Here is a 14,131-nt window from a genome sequence, read left to right as displayed (position 1 = left end):
GCCGTTGGCGGCATCCAGCGTGCCCTGGCTGTTGTAGGTGCGCACGGTGGCGATATCGAAACCCTGGCCGGCCAGCAGGTCGTCGCGGTCTTGCAGGACCAGATTACCGGTGGCGGTATTGACATAGGCCTTTTCGCCGCTGTTGCCCAACGTGGCATTTCCAGCAACTCCACCACCCAGGGTCGACGCCGACACCAGATTCAGACCCAGACCACTACCGCTAATATTCGCTACCATGACTTTTCCTATATTGGCAAATAAACAACCGCCGAGGCAGCGTTTCGCATGTCCTCAAGCAATATATCCACTGCATTTAAAAAAAGTTTAGGGATGTAGTAAGATTTTTTTGCTGCCGGGCGGGCCGGGGGCGATCCGGCCACCGCCGGATGCGGGGTGGTATGCTACGGCCCGTATGAAATACACGCCTTATATCGGCCGCTTTGCGCCCTCCCCGACCGGACCATTGCACCTTGGCTCCCTGGTAGCGGCCATGGCCAGCTACCTCGACGCCAAGGTCCATCAGGGCCAATGGCTGGTGCGCGTGGAGGATGTCGACCGCGACCGCAATGTGGCAGGCGCCGACCAGCACATCCTCGCCTCGCTGCAACGCTGCGGCATGCAATGGGATGGCGAGGTAACCTGGCAAACCCAACGCGAAGACTTGTACGAAGCGGCGCTGCGTCAACTGGGCGACAACATTTACCCTTGCGGCTGCTCGCGCAAGGAGATCGCGGATTCCCAACTGCGCCTGGGTGTGGCCGGCAACCCGAACCTGGTCTATCCCGGCACCTGCCGCACCGGCCTGGCCCCCGGCCGCACGGCACGCGCCCTGCGCTTGCGCACACCGCAGGAACCGCCTTGCGTGATCCATTTCCATGACCGGTTCGCCGGTGACATCAGCCAGGACATTACGGACGAAGTCGGCGACTTCGTGCTGCGCCGGGCCGACGGTTTCTGGGCCTACCAACTGGCCGTGGTGGTGGACGATGGCGCGCAAGGCATCACTGACATCGTGCGCGGGGCCGACCTGCTCGACTCCACGCCGCGCCAGATTTTCCTGCAGCGCTTGCTCGGCTTGCCGCCACCGCGTTACCTGCATGTGCCACTTGTGGTGAATGCGGACGGCGAGAAACTGTCCAAGCAAACCGGCGCGCAAGCCTTCGACACCGGCGCGCCGGCCGAAAGCCTGCTCGGCAGCGCCTTGCTGCCTGCCGCCCGCTTCCTTGGGCTCGAAGTCAAGGCCGACAGTGTCGGCGCCTTCTGGCGCGCCGCCGTACCGGCATGGGATGCGCTGCTGCGCGCCCACGGTGAGGCGCCGCACAGACCTTAAGCAAGCGCCGCCGCATACTGGCCCCACCAAGCGAAAGGAGGTGGGCCATGCGTCACTTACTGATCTCTTGCGCCTTGTGCGCAATGGCGCTGCCGGCAACCGCCGAGGACAGCTTTTTCCGCTGTATCGACGGCCAGGGCGTGGTCATGCTGACCGACCGTCCTTGCGAGAGCCTGCCCAATGGAGCCCGTTCCGTCATGGAGAAGGAGCACTTCGTGCTGCCGGCGTCCGAACAGGCACGTAGCCGGTGGGTCAACAAACCACCGGCCCAGGTGCCGCCGAAAATCGATGTGCAGACCCTGCGCATGGCGCGCCAAGCCCTCGATCTGCGCGACAAGGTCGCCAGCGCGCGCTAGCTTCGGGCCTACCGCGGGCCGTCCCCGTCTTCCAGCGGCAGCAGCAGCATGCAGCCCGCCGCTGCGCCATGCACGATCGGCAACAGCAGCAAGGTGACCTGGGCCGGCGCTTCCGGATCGCTGACGGTGAAGTATGTGACGGCCACCGCCATCACGATGGGCGCCAGCGGCAACACCGCTGCCGACAGATGGGCAGGATTCAGGCGGCGCACCGCCAGCAAATTCAACAGCAGTGCCGCCAGGTAAAGGGTGCGGCACACCCACTCGGAGCGGGCGGTTGCAAAGTGCAACCCCGCCAGCATCCCTTGCATAAGCAACCCGAGCAATAGCGTCAGCAGCAGCGCGGGCAAGGCAGAGCGTTCCATGATCACGTTGGCCTCCATCGTCACTGAGAGTAACAAAGCAGTTTCCATGCCACGTTTAAGTGTCAAGGGGAACCGGGCTAGGCGTTGCGGAATTTATAGATTTCTGTAAGGAATTTCGACATCGAGCGCTTGAAGCCGGCGGGCGGATGCTGCGGCGCGGTATAATAGCCGGCTTGTCTTTTGGATATCGGTTTTCAGAGAAGAAGATGCACACTACGCCAGACACCCGCCCCGCCGTTGTACTGCTGCACAGTTCGCTCAGCTCGCGCAGCCAGTGGACCACCCTGATGGCCGAACAAGAAGCCAGTTACCGCTTTATCGCGATTGATCTATTGGGCTATGGCAAATCCGCCTTCCCGACCGAGGCGGCAGCCGCCGGTTATACCCTGGCGTATGAAGCCGATGCCGTGGCCGCTGCCCTGGCTTCCCACCTTGATGCCGGCGAGCAATTCCATCTGGTTGGCCACTCGTACGGCGGCGCCACCGCATTGCGCCTGGCGCGCCAGATGCGCGAGCGCGTGCTGTCCTTGTCCGTGTTCGAACCGGTCGCCTTCCACCTGCTGCCGGCCAGCGATGCCGGCCGCCGGGAAATCGAGGCGGTGGTGGCCGACATCAATGCGGCAACGAGCGCCGACGATGCGACCCGCGCCTTCATCGATTACTGGAACCGCGCAGGCGCCTTCGACGCCCTGCCGGAAGTGCAACGGCAGCGCTTCACCAGCGGCATCGCCAAGGTCAAGCTGGACTTCGTGGCCCTGCTGGGCGAGCCGGCTCGCGTGCCGGACATGGCGCAACTGGACGTCCCGGCGCTGGTGATGGCCGGCGCCAAAGGCCCGGCATCCACCCGCCGTGTCGCGGAAACCCTGGCCGCAGCGCTGCCGCAAGCACAATTCACGCTGACGCCCGGCGGCCATATGGCGCCGATCACCCACGCGGCCGACATCAACCAGGTGCTGCTCGGCTTCCTCGAAAACCAGCGCTTGCCCGCCTGATCCCATTGTTCGATAATGGGCCGATAATGATCGGATGGAACCGAGCATCATGAGCGATACACGCTATGACCAGCAAATGGCAATCCAGGTGGAGAAAGGCATCGAGCTGCATACGCAGCTGGGCGCCGCCAATGCCTGGATTTACATGCAAAGCATGCATGTGCCGCGCAGCGTGATCCTGCGCGTGCTGGCCTATCCTGAACAGCGCCGCAACTGCAGCGCTTCAGTGCACTAGCTTAGTGCACTAGCTTAGAGCGCTAACTCGCGCACGGCCTGCAGCACGCGCAGCTTGGCCGCATCCGGCCGCTTGCCGCTGCGCCAGGCCACCATCGCCTCCCATTCCCAACGCGGCAGATCGCCAATCTCCAGTTTCACCAGGTTGCCCAGCTTGAGCTGGCGCGCCGCCGCCATCTCCGGCATGAAGGTCAAAAAGCCGTGCTCTTGCGCCAGCAGGATGGACGCCGCGGAAGGCTGGATGGCATGGATCGGGCTGTCGCTGCGGCGGTGGACACGGAGCATCCGGACCAGTTCATCGCACTCCTCGCCCCAATACTGGGGCGCCAGGCGCGCATTGGCCACGTCGGCAAGTTGCAGCGGGCCGCGCCGCGTCAGCGGATGGCCGCGCCCTACCACCGCAACGATGGGCGATACCGACAGCCGCTCCAGGTGAATGCCTGCGATGGCGGGGCATTTCAGTACCAGCCCCAGTTGCACGCGCCCGGTCAACAGCTGTTCCATGATGACCGGCGAATGGTCGGTGCTGCAGCGGATTTCCAGCGGCGCATCGGCCAGCTTGAGCAAGATAGGGCCGAACAGCAAGGCGGCCAGCGAGGGCACGCAGGACAGCGTGACCTGCGGCAGCGCCGGCGCCCCTTGCACGGCCTGGCGCCCCGCTTCCAGGGCCGCCAGCGCCTGCTGCGCCGCAGGCAGGAAAGTCAGGCAGGCCGGCGTCGGCGTGGCGCCGCGCCGGTGCCGCGTGAACAGCTGCACCGCCAATTGCTGCTCCAGCGCAGCGACGCGCTGGCTCACTTGCGGCTGCGACCAGCGGCGCCGCGCGGCAGCCTGGCTGAAACTTCCGCACTCCACGATCTCCACCAGCAGGGCCAGGTCGTCAAAGGCAAGAGACATAATAAAATCCAATACAAAATATGACGGGATAACGGCTTCTATTATGTCTCAACGCTGCCTAAGATGTCGGCATCTGAACAGGAGGAATCCGATGACGGGTGCACAAAGGGCAAGGCGGCTGGGCAAGCGGTTTCTGATGATCGACCACATGCTGGTGGTGGGCGGCTTTTACCTGGTGTTCCCCATCGTCGGCCTGCACTTCGTCGGCCAACTGGGATGGGCCGCCGCTGCGGTGGGCCTGGCGCTCGGCGCGCGGCAGGTGGCGCAGCAAGGCCTGGCCCTGTTCGGCGGCTCCCTGTCGGACCGCTTCGGCGCCAAGCCCATGATCGTCGGCGGAATGCTGCTGCGCGCCAGCGGCTTTGCGTTGATGGGCTTCGCCGCCAACCCGGCTTGGCTGCTGCTGTCCTGCGTGATGTCCGGCCTCGGCGGCAGCCTGTTCGAGCCGGCGCGCGGCGCGCTGGGGGTCAAGCTGACGCGCCCGGCCGAGCGGCCGCGCTTCTATTCAGCATTGATGATGCAGGAAAGCGTGTCGGCCATGACGGGCGCCCTGCTGGGCACCTTGCTGCTGGCGGCCGATTTCCGCTGGGTCGGCCTGGGCGGCTGCGCTGTCTTCGTGCTGGCGGCGCTGGCCAATGCCTGGCTGCTGCCGGCCTACCGTGTCGCCACGCCGGGCACTTCGGCGGCCCGGGCCATGCGGATTCCCTTGCGCGACAAGCCATTCCTGATGCTGGTGCTGGCGCTGAGCGGCTATTACATCATGACCGTGCAGCTCATGATGCTGGTGCCGGTCACGTTGGCCGGGCTGTCCGGCACGCCGCGCAGCGTGGCCTGGATGTATGCGATGGACGCGCTCCTGGCACTGACGTTGTTGTATCCGATGGCGCGCCTTGGCGAGCGTTACCTGTCGCTGGAGGCCCGCCTGCTGGCCGGCATCGGCATCATGAGCTGCGCCGTGCTGGCCATGTCGGCGGCGCGCGCCCTGGTGCCGATGTTCGTTTGCATCGCCGTGTTCCATACCGGCTCGCTGGTCGCCGAACCGGCGCGCGAATCGCTGGTATCGCGCTATGCCCGGCCCGCCGCGCGCGCCAGCTATATGGGCCTCAGCCGATTCGGGCTGGCGCTGGGCGGGCTGTTCGGCTACACCGCCGGCGGCTGGCTGCTGGACTGGAGCCGCGCCATGCGCGCCCCGCAGCTGCCATGGCTGGCCATGGCCGGCATTGGCTGGCTGACCCTGGCGCTGCTGGCGTGCGCCGCGGCCCCGCTGCCGGGCCGGAAATTACACGCTGATCGCGGCGTAGGCCTTTAAATTGACGCTGTTCGGCACTTCCGCCATGGACAGCACGCGCAAGTGCGGCAGCACACGCTCGCACAGTGCGCGCACGTGGCGCCGCAAGTCCGGCGCGCACAGCAGCACCGGCATCATATTGGCCTTCATCATGCGCTCGGACTGGGACGCCATGCGCGCCAGCAGTTGGTCGGCAAAGCGCGGTTCGACCACGATATTGCCGCCGTCGGCCTGGCGCAGGCTTTGCATCAGCACCTGTTCGACCGCCGGGTCCAGCGTCAGCACGTGCAGCGCGCCCTGCCCGCCCAGCAGGTCCTGGCAGATCGCGGTGCCCAGTTTCTGGCGCACCATTTCGGTCAGGTAGCCATGGTCCTTGCTGGCACGCCCGACGTCCGCCAGGGTTTCCAGGATGGCTTCCAGGTGGCGCACCGAGACTTTTTCACGCAGCAGGTTCTGCAAGACCTTCTGCACGTCGCTGATCGACATCACGGTCGGCACCAGCTCTTCCACCAGGCCCGGCTGCGCGTCGCGGATGCGCTGCAGCAGCTTGTCGGTCTCGGTGCGCGTCAGCAGCATGGCCGACTGCTGTTTCAGCACTTCCGACAGGTGGGTGATGAACACCGTGCTGGCATCGACCAGCGTGTAGCGCGCCGCACGCGCGATTTCGCGCTCGCTGTCTTCGATCCATACCGCCGGCAAGCCATAGGTCGGCTCGCGCGTCTCGACGCCTTTCAGCGGACGCTGCTCGCCGCCGTTATGGATCGCCAGCGTACGGTCCAGCATGATGTCGCCGCGCCCGGCCAGCACGCCGAACACCCGCAACTCGTAGGCCGTGCTGCCAAGGTGCGGCGCGTCGCGGAAGCGCACGCGCGGCAGCACCATGCCCGACTCCAGCGCGAATTGCTTGCGGATGGCGCCGATGCGCTCCGTCAGCAAGCCCTGCTCGCCGCCCACCAGCGGCAGCAGCGCGGTGCCGACGTGGACTTCGATCGGTTCCACTTTCAGCAAATCGTAGGCATCTTCTTCCTGTTTCGGCGCCGCCGCATCCGCGCTGTCGGGCGCCGCAGCCGATTCCGCGCCGCGGCGCTGCAGCAGCAGGCCCAGGCCGAACAGGAAGCCGCCCACCAGCAGCACCGGCAGGGCCGGGATGCCGGGCAGGAAGAACAGCGCGCCCAGCGCGCCGGCCACGATGAACAGCGTCTTGGGGAAGGAGGTCAGCTGGCGCAGCACCTGCGTGCTCAGGTTGCCGTCCGAAGCGGAACGCGTCACGATAATGCCGGTGCCCACCGCGATCACCAGCGCCGGCACCTGGGTCACGATGCCGTCGCCCACGGTCAGCAGGGTAAACGTCTGCAAGGCCTGGTCCCAGCGCATGCCCATCTGCATGATGCCGATCACCAGGCCGCCAATGATATTGATCAGCATGATGATGATGCCGGCCACCGCGTCGCCCTTGACGAACTTGCTGGCGCCGTCCATCGCCCCGTAGAAGCCGGACTCTTTCTCCAGCATCTTGCGGCGCGCCTTGGCTTCTTCCTGGTCGATGAAACCCATGTTCAGGTCGGCGTCAATGCTCATCTGCTGGCCCGGCATGCTGTCCAGCGTGAAGCGGGCTGCCACCTCGGACACGCGCTGGGCGCCGTTGGTCACCACCACGAACTGCACCACCACCAGGATCAGGAACACGATCAGGCCGATCACGTAATTGCCGCCCACCACATAGGACCCGATGGCGCCGATCACATGGCCGGCATCGGCGTCGGACAGGATCAGGCGGGTGGCCGCCACGTTGAGCGAGAGGCGGAACAGGGTGGCGATCAGCAGCAGCGAGGGGAAAGTGGAAAACTCCACCGGCCGCGGAATGTAGAACGTCAGCAGCAGGATGGTCAGCGCAAAGCTGATATTGGTCAGGATCAGGAAATCCAGGACGCCCGAGGCGATCGGCACGAACAATACCGTCAGGATGCCCACCACCAGCAGCACCATCACCAGGTCGGCATTCCTGCCGAAGAAACGACTTAACATCAGATGCCCCTTCCAGGCTTTTGGCGGGCCTCGCGCATCGCGTAGACCCACACCATGATTTTTGCAATTTGCGGATACAGCTTCTCGGGCACATAGCCCTCGAAGTCGACCTCGCGGAACAGGGTGCGCGCCAGCGGCCGGTTCTGCACGATCGGGATATTCTTGCGGTACGCCACCTCGCGCATGCGGCGCGCCAGGTCCCCGGCCCCCTTGGCCACCACCTTGGGCGCGCCGGCCGTGCCGTGCTGGTAGCTGAGGGCGACGGCCAGGTGGGTCGGGTTGGTGACCAGCACGTCGGCACTGGCCACCTTGCGCGCCGACTGGCTGCGCTTCAGCAATTCCTTGCGCAGCTCGCGGATGCGGGAACGGATGCGCGGATCGCCTTCGCGGTTCTTGTGCTCATCCTTGATATCGCGCTTGCTCATGCGCATGCGCTTGGCAAAGTCCCAGCGCGTGAAGCCGACGTCGACCAGCGCGATCAGCAGCATGGCCAGCGCCAGCTTGGCCAGCAGCGCGCCGGCCAGCCCCAGCAGGATGCGCGGGTAGGCCTGGGGCTGGGCCAGCGGCAAGCCCAGCATGCCCGGGATCGCGTCGCGCACCACCAGCCAGCCGACGTACACCAGCACCGCCAGCTTGAGCAGGCTCTTGGCGGCCTCGAACAAGGTGCGCATCGACAGGATCCGCTGCAAGCCCTGCGCCGGGTTCAGGCGGGTAAAATCCGGCCCCAGCGGATCGGTGCTGAACACCGGCCCGGTTTGCAGCAGGTTGGCCAGCACCCCGGCGATCACCAGGGCCAGCAGCAAGGGGCCCAGCAGCGCCAGCATGGCCACCAGCAGTTCGCCGCTCCACTGCGCCATGCCGTTGATGCTCCAGTCCAGCTGCGTGGCGCGCGCCAGGATACGGCGCTGCAATTGCAGCACCTGGCCCAGGCCATCCCAGGCGCTGGCGTGCACGCAGATGGCCAGCACCGCGATGCTGGCAAACGCCAGCAAGTCGTTGCTGCGCGCCACCTGGCCCTTCTTGCGGGCTTGTTCCAGCCGGTGCGGTGTCGCCTGTTCCGAGCGGTCTGCGTCGTCCGACATCAGTGCAGCGCCCTTTCCCAGAACGTGAAGATGGACGCGTAGACCCGGCCCATGGCCGGTTCCAGCGCCGGTGCGCACAGCGCGAAGATCGACACCCCGGCCACCAGCTTGACCGGGATGCTGATCACGAACACGTTCATCTGCGGCAGCGCGCGCGACACGACCGCCAGCCCGATTTCAATCAGCAGCAGGCACAGCATCACCGGGATGACCAGCGCCAGCCCCATCGAAAACACCAGTCCGAACTGGGCCAGCACCGCCTCCAGCGGCAGGGCCAGGCCGGCGCCGGGCGGCACTTGCTGCAGCGAGAAAGCGATGCCGCGCATCAGGGCATGGTGGGCATCGAGCGCGAAGAACAGCGCCACCGCCACCAGGTTCAGGATGGCGGCAAACATCGGCGCCCCGCTGCGGGTCACCGGATCGTACACGCTGCCGATGCCGAAACCGCTCTGGATGTCAAGCAGCTTGCCGGCCATGGAAAAGGCGCCAAAGGCGGCAAACACCCCGAAGGAGAGCGTGATGCCGACCACCGCCTCGCCCAGCGCGCCCTGCACCAGGCTGCCCAGGGTGTAGTCGGGCAAGGCCGGCCGCAGCGCGCCGCCGGCCACCAGCAAGGCCGCCAGGGCCAGCGTCAGCAGCACGCGCGGCGCCACCGGCGCGGCCAGGCCGCTGAAGACGGGCGACAGCAGGAACAGGAAACTGAGCCTCAGTGAAACGAGGAACACGGCAACGGCCCAGCCGGCGTCGATCGAAATCTGCATGGCGCGCTAGAACTGGTTGGGAATGCCGGCGATCAGGCCGGCCGAAAACGCCACCAGCCGCTTCAGCATCCAGGGGCCGCACAGCACCAGCACCACCACCGCCGCCACCAGCTTGGGCACGAAGCTGAGCGACGATTCCTGGATCTGGGTCACCACCTGCACCACGCTCACCAGCAGGCCCACCACCAGCGTCACCGCCAGCAGCGGAGCCGAAATCAACAGGCCGTTCCACAGCAGGTCGGCCAACATGCGCAGCGCCAGGTCAGACGACATCGCCCGCTCCCGTCGCCAGCAGCTGGCCGATCGCCTGTTCCACCAAGGCGCGGCTGCCTTCATCGGCCTCCAGCGCCGCCTGCACGTCGTCCAGCAACTGGAAAAAGCGCGGATCGGCCAGCAGGCCCTCGCCCAGTTCGGACAGCAGCAAGGCCTCCAGGAAGACGCGGAACGCCTTGCGCCCGCGCTGCGGATCGTCGCGGCGGATGGCGCGCACGCGCGTCTCGATCAGGCCGGCCAGCACATCGTCTTGCCGCTGCGCCTGCGCAGCCCGCGCGCGCGCCGGAGCCTGCGCCGCTTTCTGCATGCGCGGCGCCAGTTGGCCGCGAATCAAGCTGACCAGGTCCCGCACTCCGCCTATCGATGTCACCATACTTGCCTCCCCCGTGATCCGGGCTCAAAAACTGATATCCACTACATTGCGCTCGCGCAGCAGGGTGCGCAGCCTGGCCATGGCTTCCTTGTGCAACTGCGCCACGCGCCCGGCCGACAACTGGTGCGCCAAGGCGATCTCGCCGAACGGTTGCCCATGCAGGTAATGTCCCTGCACCACGCGGCGCTGCAGCGGCGGCAGTTGCCCAAGGGCCGCGTCCAGCGTGCGCCGCAGCTGGCCCACCGCCGCGCCCTGGTAGCTGTTGTCGGCGTAGCCGGCGTCCGGCGCGCTGTGCATGCCGGTGTCTTCCAGCACGAAACCGATCGCCAGCCCGATGGCCATCTCGGCCAGCTGCCCGAACACGTCGGCCGGCCCGGGTTCGCCCAGCGCCGAAACGCGCTGCGCAACGATGCGCTTGCGCGCAGCCACCTGCTCGCGGATTTCGCTGGCCGAGGCGATGCCGTTCAGGATCGCGCCGCTGACGCGGGCCGAGGCAAAGGTCTCGAACTTGGCGCCCTCGCCGACCCGGTAGCGGTCGATCGCTTCCAGCAACCCGACATGCGCGTATTGCAGGTAGTCGCCGAACTCGAGGTCATGCAGCACGCGGCGCCCGAACAGGCGGGCCGCGTGCATGCGCGCGTACGGCTCATAAGCGCGCACCAGCTCGGCGCGCGCCGCGGCGTCGCCGGCGGCCAGGCGCTCCCACAGCACTGCGGCGGCTGTGCCGGCGGCACCGGCTTTGAACTCGTCGACCAGCACCGGCGCACCTCAGGCAAAGGTGCCCAGCAAGGCCCGCACCACCAGGTTCCAGCCGTCCATCAGTACGAACAGCAGGATCTTCAGCGGCAGCGAGATCGAGGCGGGCGGCACCATCATCATGCCCAGCGCCATCAGCGCCGACGACACGATCAGGTCGACCAGCAGGAAGGGCAGGAAGATCACGAAGCCGATCTGGAACGCCGAGCGCAGCTCGGACAGCATGAAGGCCGGGATCAGCTGCAGCATGCTGATATCGTCGATGCTGGCCGGACGTTCGGCATGCGCCAGCTCCACCATCAGCGCCAGGTCCTGCTCGCGCGTCTGGCGCACCATGAATTCGCGCAGCGGCGCCAAGGCCGCCGGCGCCGCCTTTTCCGGCGTCATCTTGCCCGCCATATAAGGCTGCAGGGCCTGGGTATTGGCCTGCTGCAGCGCGGGCGCCATGGTGAACATGGTCAGGAACAGCGACAGGCTGATGATGACGGTATTGGGCGGCGTTTCCTGCATGCCCATCGCGTGGCGCAGCATGGACAGCACGATCACGATGCGCACGAAGGACGTCATCGACATCAGGATGGCCGGCGCCAGCGACAGCACCGTCAGGCCGAGCAGGATGCGCAGCGCGGACGAGACTTCGCCGCGGCCGGCGCCCGCCAGGTTCAGCTGGATGGCCGGCACGCTGCCGGCCGGGGCGGCAGCCCAGGCGGCGCCTGCACACAACAGGCCAAGCGCCAGCAGCGCGCAGGCTTGCAGGGCGGAGCGCCGCTTCATGGCGCCTCCTTGCCCTGCGCCAGGCGCGTCACACCGTGTTCGGTATGCGCCAGCAGCAGCCGCTCGCCGTCGAATTCCACCACCAGCAGCACCGCACGCGGTCCCAGCGGCTGGCGCTCGAGCACGCGCAGCAGGCGCGGCGCGCCGGCGGCGGCGGCAGGCGCCAGGTTCAGGCGGCGGCGCAGGTACAGCACCACGCCGATCACCAGCAGCGACACCAGCAGCACCAGCACGGCGCCACCGCCCAGCGGCGAGGCGGCCAGCGGCGCCTCCTGCTTGAACGGGATCGGCGCCACGCCAATGCTGGCGCCGGCACTGGCGCTGGCGGCGGAAACGGACGGCTGCGTCATCTCAGTCCTTGGCCAGCGGCGCGACTTCGGTCACGCGCACGCCGAACTGGTCGCCCACCACCACCAGCTCGCCGCGCCCGACCAGCAGGCCGTTGACGATCAGGTCGAGCGGGCTGTCGACCTGGCGGTCCAGCGGCAGCACGGTGCCGCTTTTCAGCTCCAGCAGCGCGGCCAGGCTGGCCTGGGCCTGCCCGACCATCACGGACAGGCCGACCTGCACCCCGCCCAGCAAGGCGCCATGCCCCAGCGCCACGGGCTGGCCGTCGGCGCGGCCGCGCAAGTCAGCCAGCTCGACGCGTTCGGCCAGGTCCACGGTTGCGGCCAGGCCGCTTGCATTACTGCTCATTGACTACTCCCAGAAGGTAAGAAGGGGCCGACTTCGAGCGCCAGCAGCTTGCCGGCGCGGCCGAGGTGGCCGTAAAACAAAGGCTGGCCGCCGTCCGGCGCCAGCACCGGCAACGGCTGGTCGGCCGCGGCATCGAGCCGGATCACATCGCCGACCTGGACGCTCATCAGCGCGGCCAGGTCCAGCTGCACCGCGCCCAGGCGCACCGGCAGCGCCACGCTGGCGCTGCCGGCCAGGCCTGGCAGCCGGCACGGCGCCAACGCCGGCGGCCGCAGCGGCGCAGCCGGCGCCAGGGCCGCCACGGCCTCCCGCTCCAGCAACAGCTGCAGCGTGTGGCGGCCGCAGTGCACGCGCGCCAACACGGCGCCCGCGCCGGGCTGCCAGTTGGCCGGCGCCACCGCGCCGGGTTCGCCCTGGCGTAGCGCGCCGGGCATGGCCGCCTCGGCCAGGCCGGCCAGCAAGGCTTGCTGCGCGCGCGCGGCCAGCGTGTGCGCCAGGCCGGCGGCGACGCCGCCGAACAGGCCCCGTTCGACGGCGGCGCCGAATTCATCGTGCCAGGCCATCCACGCCTGGCCGCTGCCTTGCCAGGCGGCGCGCGCGGCAAAGCCGGCGGCATCGGCGCGGCCAGCCGCCGTGCATGCGACGTGCAGGCCGGCGTCGCCCCACTGTTCCTGCCAGCGCTGCAGCGCATCGGCCAGCCGGCGCTCGATCTGCGCCAGGCGCGTGCCCGACAGCAGGATATAAGGCCTGGCCAGCATCAGCGGCCTCCCTTCATGTCGAACAGCTGCTGGATCATTTCATTGGCGGTGCTGACCACGTGCGACGCCGCCTGGTAGCCGCGCTGCATCAGGATCAGGTTGGAGAACTCCTCGGCCAGGTCGACGTTGGAGCCTTCGCGGTGCCCGGACAACAGCGTGCCCAGGCCGTTCTCGCCGGCCCGTCCATAGGTGGCCACGGCGGTGGCACTGCGGCGGAAAGCGCTCTGGCCGGCTTCCGCCAGGTCCTGCGGCGAGCCGAAGTCGGCCAGCGCCAGGCGCGGGCCCGGCGTGCTCTGGCCGTTGCTGTACTTGACGCTCACCACACCGTCGCTGCCGATGGCCTGGTCGGACTTGGCGCCGGCGACGTAGCCGTCCTGCCCGGCGAAAGCAATGCTGGACGAGCCGATCTGCGAGAACACGTCGCTGGAGAAATCGAATTTCAGGCTGATGGCGGAAGTTCCGGCCGGCGCATACATCACCGCCAGGTTGTTGAAGCCCGCCACCGGCGCGCCGCCGGCGAACTTGACGGTGCCGCTGCCAAGCGTGGTCGAACCTTCGGTCACGGTGGCGGTGAACTGGCTGGGCGCCGTCGCCTTGAACACCAGGGTCAGGTTATGGCTGCCGCCGTTGCCGTCGACCACCGTGATGTTGGACAGCGTCTGGTCGGCCGGCGCGATATTGCCGTTGTAGGCGGCCAGGTTGCCGGAGAACCTGACGGTACTGGTGGCCTTGGGCGGATTGGTGCTGTAGCGCGCCACCGCCAGGTCCACCAGCTTGCCGCCGTCGTCCAGCGCCTGCACTTTGTCGCCGGCTGCGTTCACCATCACGCCCTGGTCGTTGAACTGGAAGTCGCCGGCGCGCGTATACAGGTACTCGTTGCCGCGCTTGACGACGAAGAAACCGTTGCCGTTGATTTTCACGTCGGTCGCGCTGCCGGTGCTCTGGTCCAGGCCCGCCAGGAAATTGATGGTGGTGCCGCGGGTGCTGACGCCGCTGCCTTCGCCCTGGCCGGTGCCGCTGCCGTTGGACTGCTGGTCGAACATCGAGGCAAAGCCCACTTGCGACGACTTGAAGCCGGTGGTGTTGACGTTGGCCAGGTTGTTGCCGACCACGCGCAAGCCCTTTTCGCTGCTCAGCAGGCCGGAAGTACCGATGGAAATCGTCTCGAACATGGCGC

At 67.3% G+C, this 14,131-nt stretch carries 19 protein-coding genes; 5 read left to right on the top strand and 14 right to left on the bottom strand.

Annotation, left to right across the window (positions count from 1 at the left end; translation table 11 throughout):
• Positions 1-237: DUF6531 domain-containing protein (locus BM269_RS29260; RefSeq protein ID WP_211482749.1), on the bottom strand; the 237-nt coding region annotated here is incomplete at its 3' end.
• Positions 238-412: 175 nt separating this feature from the next.
• Here BM269_RS29260 and gluQRS point away from each other — a divergent pair.
• Entirely contained in the window at positions 413-1,330 is a 918-nt protein-coding gene (gluQRS, locus tag BM269_RS26070; protein ID WP_090444455.1) for a tRNA glutamyl-Q(34) synthetase GluQRS, read from the top strand.
• 47 nt (positions 1,331-1,377) lie between these two features.
• Entirely contained in the window at positions 1,378-1,686 is a 309-nt protein-coding gene (locus BM269_RS26065) for a DUF4124 domain-containing protein (RefSeq protein ID WP_139232876.1), read from the top strand.
• Between the two features lie 8 nt (positions 1,687-1,694).
• On the opposite strand, the gene BM269_RS26060 is transcribed toward BM269_RS26065, so the two are convergent.
• A complete protein-coding gene (locus BM269_RS26060) occupies positions 1,695-2,051 on the bottom strand; it encodes a hypothetical protein (RefSeq protein WP_170860486.1) in 357 nt (118 codons plus the stop codon).
• Between the two features lie 206 nt (positions 2,052-2,257).
• Here BM269_RS26060 and BM269_RS26055 point away from each other — a divergent pair, with 206 nt between their 5' ends.
• Together BM269_RS26055 and BM269_RS26050 are read left to right on the top strand one after the other, a co-directional pair.
• Positions 2,258-3,043: an alpha/beta fold hydrolase gene (locus tag BM269_RS26055; RefSeq protein WP_090444446.1), complete on the top strand. Its 786-nt coding sequence runs from the start codon at positions 2,258-2,260 to the stop codon at positions 3,041-3,043.
• Between the two features lie 49 nt (positions 3,044-3,092).
• The gene (locus BM269_RS26050) at positions 3,093-3,278 is read left to right on the top strand and encodes a hypothetical protein (protein ID WP_090444442.1); all 186 of its coding nucleotides are present in this window, start codon (positions 3,093-3,095) and stop codon (positions 3,276-3,278) included.
• 14 nt (positions 3,279-3,292) lie between these two features.
• On the opposite strand, the gene BM269_RS26045 is transcribed toward BM269_RS26050, so the two are convergent.
• Entirely contained in the window at positions 3,293-4,171 is an 879-nt protein-coding gene (locus BM269_RS26045; RefSeq protein WP_090444439.1) for a LysR family transcriptional regulator, read from the bottom strand.
• A gap of 91 nt (positions 4,172-4,262) precedes the next feature.
• Here BM269_RS26045 and BM269_RS26040 point away from each other — a divergent pair, with 91 nt between their 5' ends.
• Entirely contained in the window at positions 4,263-5,477 is a 1,215-nt protein-coding gene (locus BM269_RS26040) for a multidrug efflux MFS transporter MdtH (protein WP_090444436.1), read from the top strand.
• On the opposite strand, the gene flhA is transcribed toward BM269_RS26040, so the two are convergent.
• The 11 genes from flhA to BM269_RS25985 are packed head-to-tail and all read right to left on the bottom strand — an operon-like array spanning position 5,448 to position 14,126.
• Complete coding sequence (gene flhA, locus BM269_RS26035) at positions 5,448-7,481, bottom strand: flagellar biosynthesis protein FlhA (RefSeq protein WP_090444433.1); 2,034 nt, start codon at positions 7,479-7,481, stop codon at positions 5,448-5,450. The genes BM269_RS26040 and flhA overlap by 30 nt on opposite strands.
• On the bottom strand, positions 7,481-8,563 hold the full coding sequence (locus BM269_RS26030) for an EscU/YscU/HrcU family type III secretion system export apparatus switch protein (protein ID WP_090444430.1): 1,083 nt from the start codon (positions 8,561-8,563) through the stop codon (positions 7,481-7,483). Before BM269_RS26030 ends, flhA begins: the two co-directional genes overlap by 1 nt.
• A complete protein-coding gene (locus tag BM269_RS26025) occupies positions 8,563-9,324 on the bottom strand; it encodes a flagellar biosynthetic protein FliR (RefSeq protein WP_090444427.1) in 762 nt (253 codons plus the stop codon). Before BM269_RS26025 ends, BM269_RS26030 begins: the two co-directional genes overlap by 1 nt.
• 6 nt (positions 9,325-9,330) lie before the next feature.
• Positions 9,331-9,597: a flagellar biosynthesis protein FliQ gene (fliQ, locus tag BM269_RS26020; RefSeq protein ID WP_090444424.1), complete on the bottom strand. Its 267-nt coding sequence runs from the start codon at positions 9,595-9,597 to the stop codon at positions 9,331-9,333.
• Entirely contained in the window at positions 9,587-9,970 is a 384-nt protein-coding gene (locus BM269_RS26015) for a hypothetical protein (protein ID WP_139232874.1), read from the bottom strand. The genes fliQ and BM269_RS26015 overlap by 11 nt, the downstream gene beginning before the upstream one ends.
• Before the next feature lie 24 nt (positions 9,971-9,994).
• On the bottom strand, positions 9,995-10,729 hold the full coding sequence (locus tag BM269_RS26010; protein ID WP_090444418.1) for a sigma-70 family RNA polymerase sigma factor: 735 nt from the start codon (positions 10,727-10,729) through the stop codon (positions 9,995-9,997).
• Between the two features lie 9 nt (positions 10,730-10,738).
• Positions 10,739-11,500 carry a flagellar type III secretion system pore protein FliP gene (gene fliP / locus BM269_RS26005; protein WP_090444415.1) on the bottom strand — a complete coding sequence of 254 codons (762 nt, stop codon included), beginning with the start codon at positions 11,498-11,500 and terminating at the stop codon, positions 10,739-10,741.
• The gene (locus BM269_RS26000) at positions 11,497-11,850 is read right to left on the bottom strand and encodes a flagellar biosynthetic protein FliO (RefSeq protein WP_090444412.1); all 354 of its coding nucleotides are present in this window, start codon (positions 11,848-11,850) and stop codon (positions 11,497-11,499) included. Before BM269_RS26000 ends, fliP begins: the two co-directional genes overlap by 4 nt.
• 1 nt (position 11,851) lies before the next feature.
• Positions 11,852-12,196, bottom strand: coding sequence for a FliM/FliN family flagellar motor switch protein (locus BM269_RS25995; protein ID WP_090444409.1), 345 nt, complete (start codon positions 12,194-12,196; stop codon positions 11,852-11,854).
• Positions 12,193-12,954, bottom strand: a complete 762-nt coding sequence (locus BM269_RS29560) for a FliM/FliN family flagellar motor C-terminal domain-containing protein (RefSeq protein WP_090444405.1) — start codon at positions 12,952-12,954, stop codon at positions 12,193-12,195. The genes BM269_RS25995 and BM269_RS29560 overlap by 4 nt, the downstream gene beginning before the upstream one ends.
• The gene (locus BM269_RS25985) at positions 12,954-14,126 is read right to left on the bottom strand and encodes a flagellar hook protein FlgE (protein WP_090444402.1); all 1,173 of its coding nucleotides are present in this window, start codon (positions 14,124-14,126) and stop codon (positions 12,954-12,956) included. Before BM269_RS25985 ends, BM269_RS29560 begins: the two co-directional genes overlap by 1 nt.
• Between the last annotated feature and the right edge of the window lie 5 nt (positions 14,127-14,131).

This window comes from Duganella sp. CF458 (genome assembly GCF_900113115.1).
Classification (GTDB): Bacteria; Pseudomonadota; Gammaproteobacteria; order Burkholderiales; family Burkholderiaceae_D; genus Rugamonas.
This window is presented reverse-complemented; position numbering and strand designations above follow the sequence as displayed.

Excerpts from the sequence above, each read along its gene's own strand:
- BM269_RS26015 (WP_139232874.1), bottom strand. The coding sequence starts at position 9,970 with ATGGTGACATCGATAGGCGGAGTGCGGGACCTGGTCAGCTTGATTCGC.
- BM269_RS26045 (WP_090444439.1), bottom strand. The coding sequence starts at position 4,171 with ATGTCTCTTGCCTTTGACGACCTGGCCCTGCTGGTGGAGATCGTGGAG.
- BM269_RS25995 (WP_090444409.1), bottom strand. The coding sequence starts at position 12,196 with ATGAGCAGTAATGCAAGCGGCCTGGCCGCAACCGTGGACCTGGCCGAA.
- flhA (WP_090444433.1), bottom strand. The coding sequence starts at position 7,481 with ATGTTAAGTCGTTTCTTCGGCAGGAATGCCGACCTGGTGATGGTGCTG.
- fliP (WP_090444415.1), bottom strand. The coding sequence starts at position 11,500 with ATGAAGCGGCGCTCCGCCCTGCAAGCCTGCGCGCTGCTGGCGCTTGGC.
- BM269_RS26030 (WP_090444430.1), bottom strand. The coding sequence starts at position 8,563 with ATGTCGGACGACGCAGACCGCTCGGAACAGGCGACACCGCACCGGCTG.
- fliQ (WP_090444424.1), bottom strand. The coding sequence starts at position 9,597 with ATGTCGTCTGACCTGGCGCTGCGCATGTTGGCCGACCTGCTGTGGAAC.
- BM269_RS26050 (WP_090444442.1), top strand. The coding sequence starts at position 3,093 with ATGAGCGATACACGCTATGACCAGCAAATGGCAATCCAGGTGGAGAAA.
- BM269_RS26040 (WP_090444436.1), top strand. The coding sequence starts at position 4,263 with ATGACGGGTGCACAAAGGGCAAGGCGGCTGGGCAAGCGGTTTCTGATG.
- BM269_RS26025 (WP_090444427.1), bottom strand. The coding sequence starts at position 9,324 with ATGCAGATTTCGATCGACGCCGGCTGGGCCGTTGCCGTGTTCCTCGTT.
- gluQRS (WP_090444455.1), top strand. The coding sequence starts at position 413 with ATGAAATACACGCCTTATATCGGCCGCTTTGCGCCCTCCCCGACCGGA.
- BM269_RS26065 (WP_139232876.1), top strand. The coding sequence starts at position 1,378 with ATGCGTCACTTACTGATCTCTTGCGCCTTGTGCGCAATGGCGCTGCCG.
- BM269_RS26000 (WP_090444412.1), bottom strand. The coding sequence starts at position 11,850 with ATGACGCAGCCGTCCGTTTCCGCCGCCAGCGCCAGTGCCGGCGCCAGC.
- BM269_RS26055 (WP_090444446.1), top strand. The coding sequence starts at position 2,258 with ATGCACACTACGCCAGACACCCGCCCCGCCGTTGTACTGCTGCACAGT.
- BM269_RS29560 (WP_090444405.1), bottom strand. The coding sequence starts at position 12,954 with ATGCTGGCCAGGCCTTATATCCTGCTGTCGGGCACGCGCCTGGCGCAG.
- BM269_RS25985 (WP_090444402.1), bottom strand. The coding sequence starts at position 14,126 with ATGTTCGAGACGATTTCCATCGGTACTTCCGGCCTGCTGAGCAGCGAA.
- BM269_RS26060 (WP_170860486.1), bottom strand. The coding sequence starts at position 2,051 with ATGGAACGCTCTGCCTTGCCCGCGCTGCTGCTGACGCTATTGCTCGGG.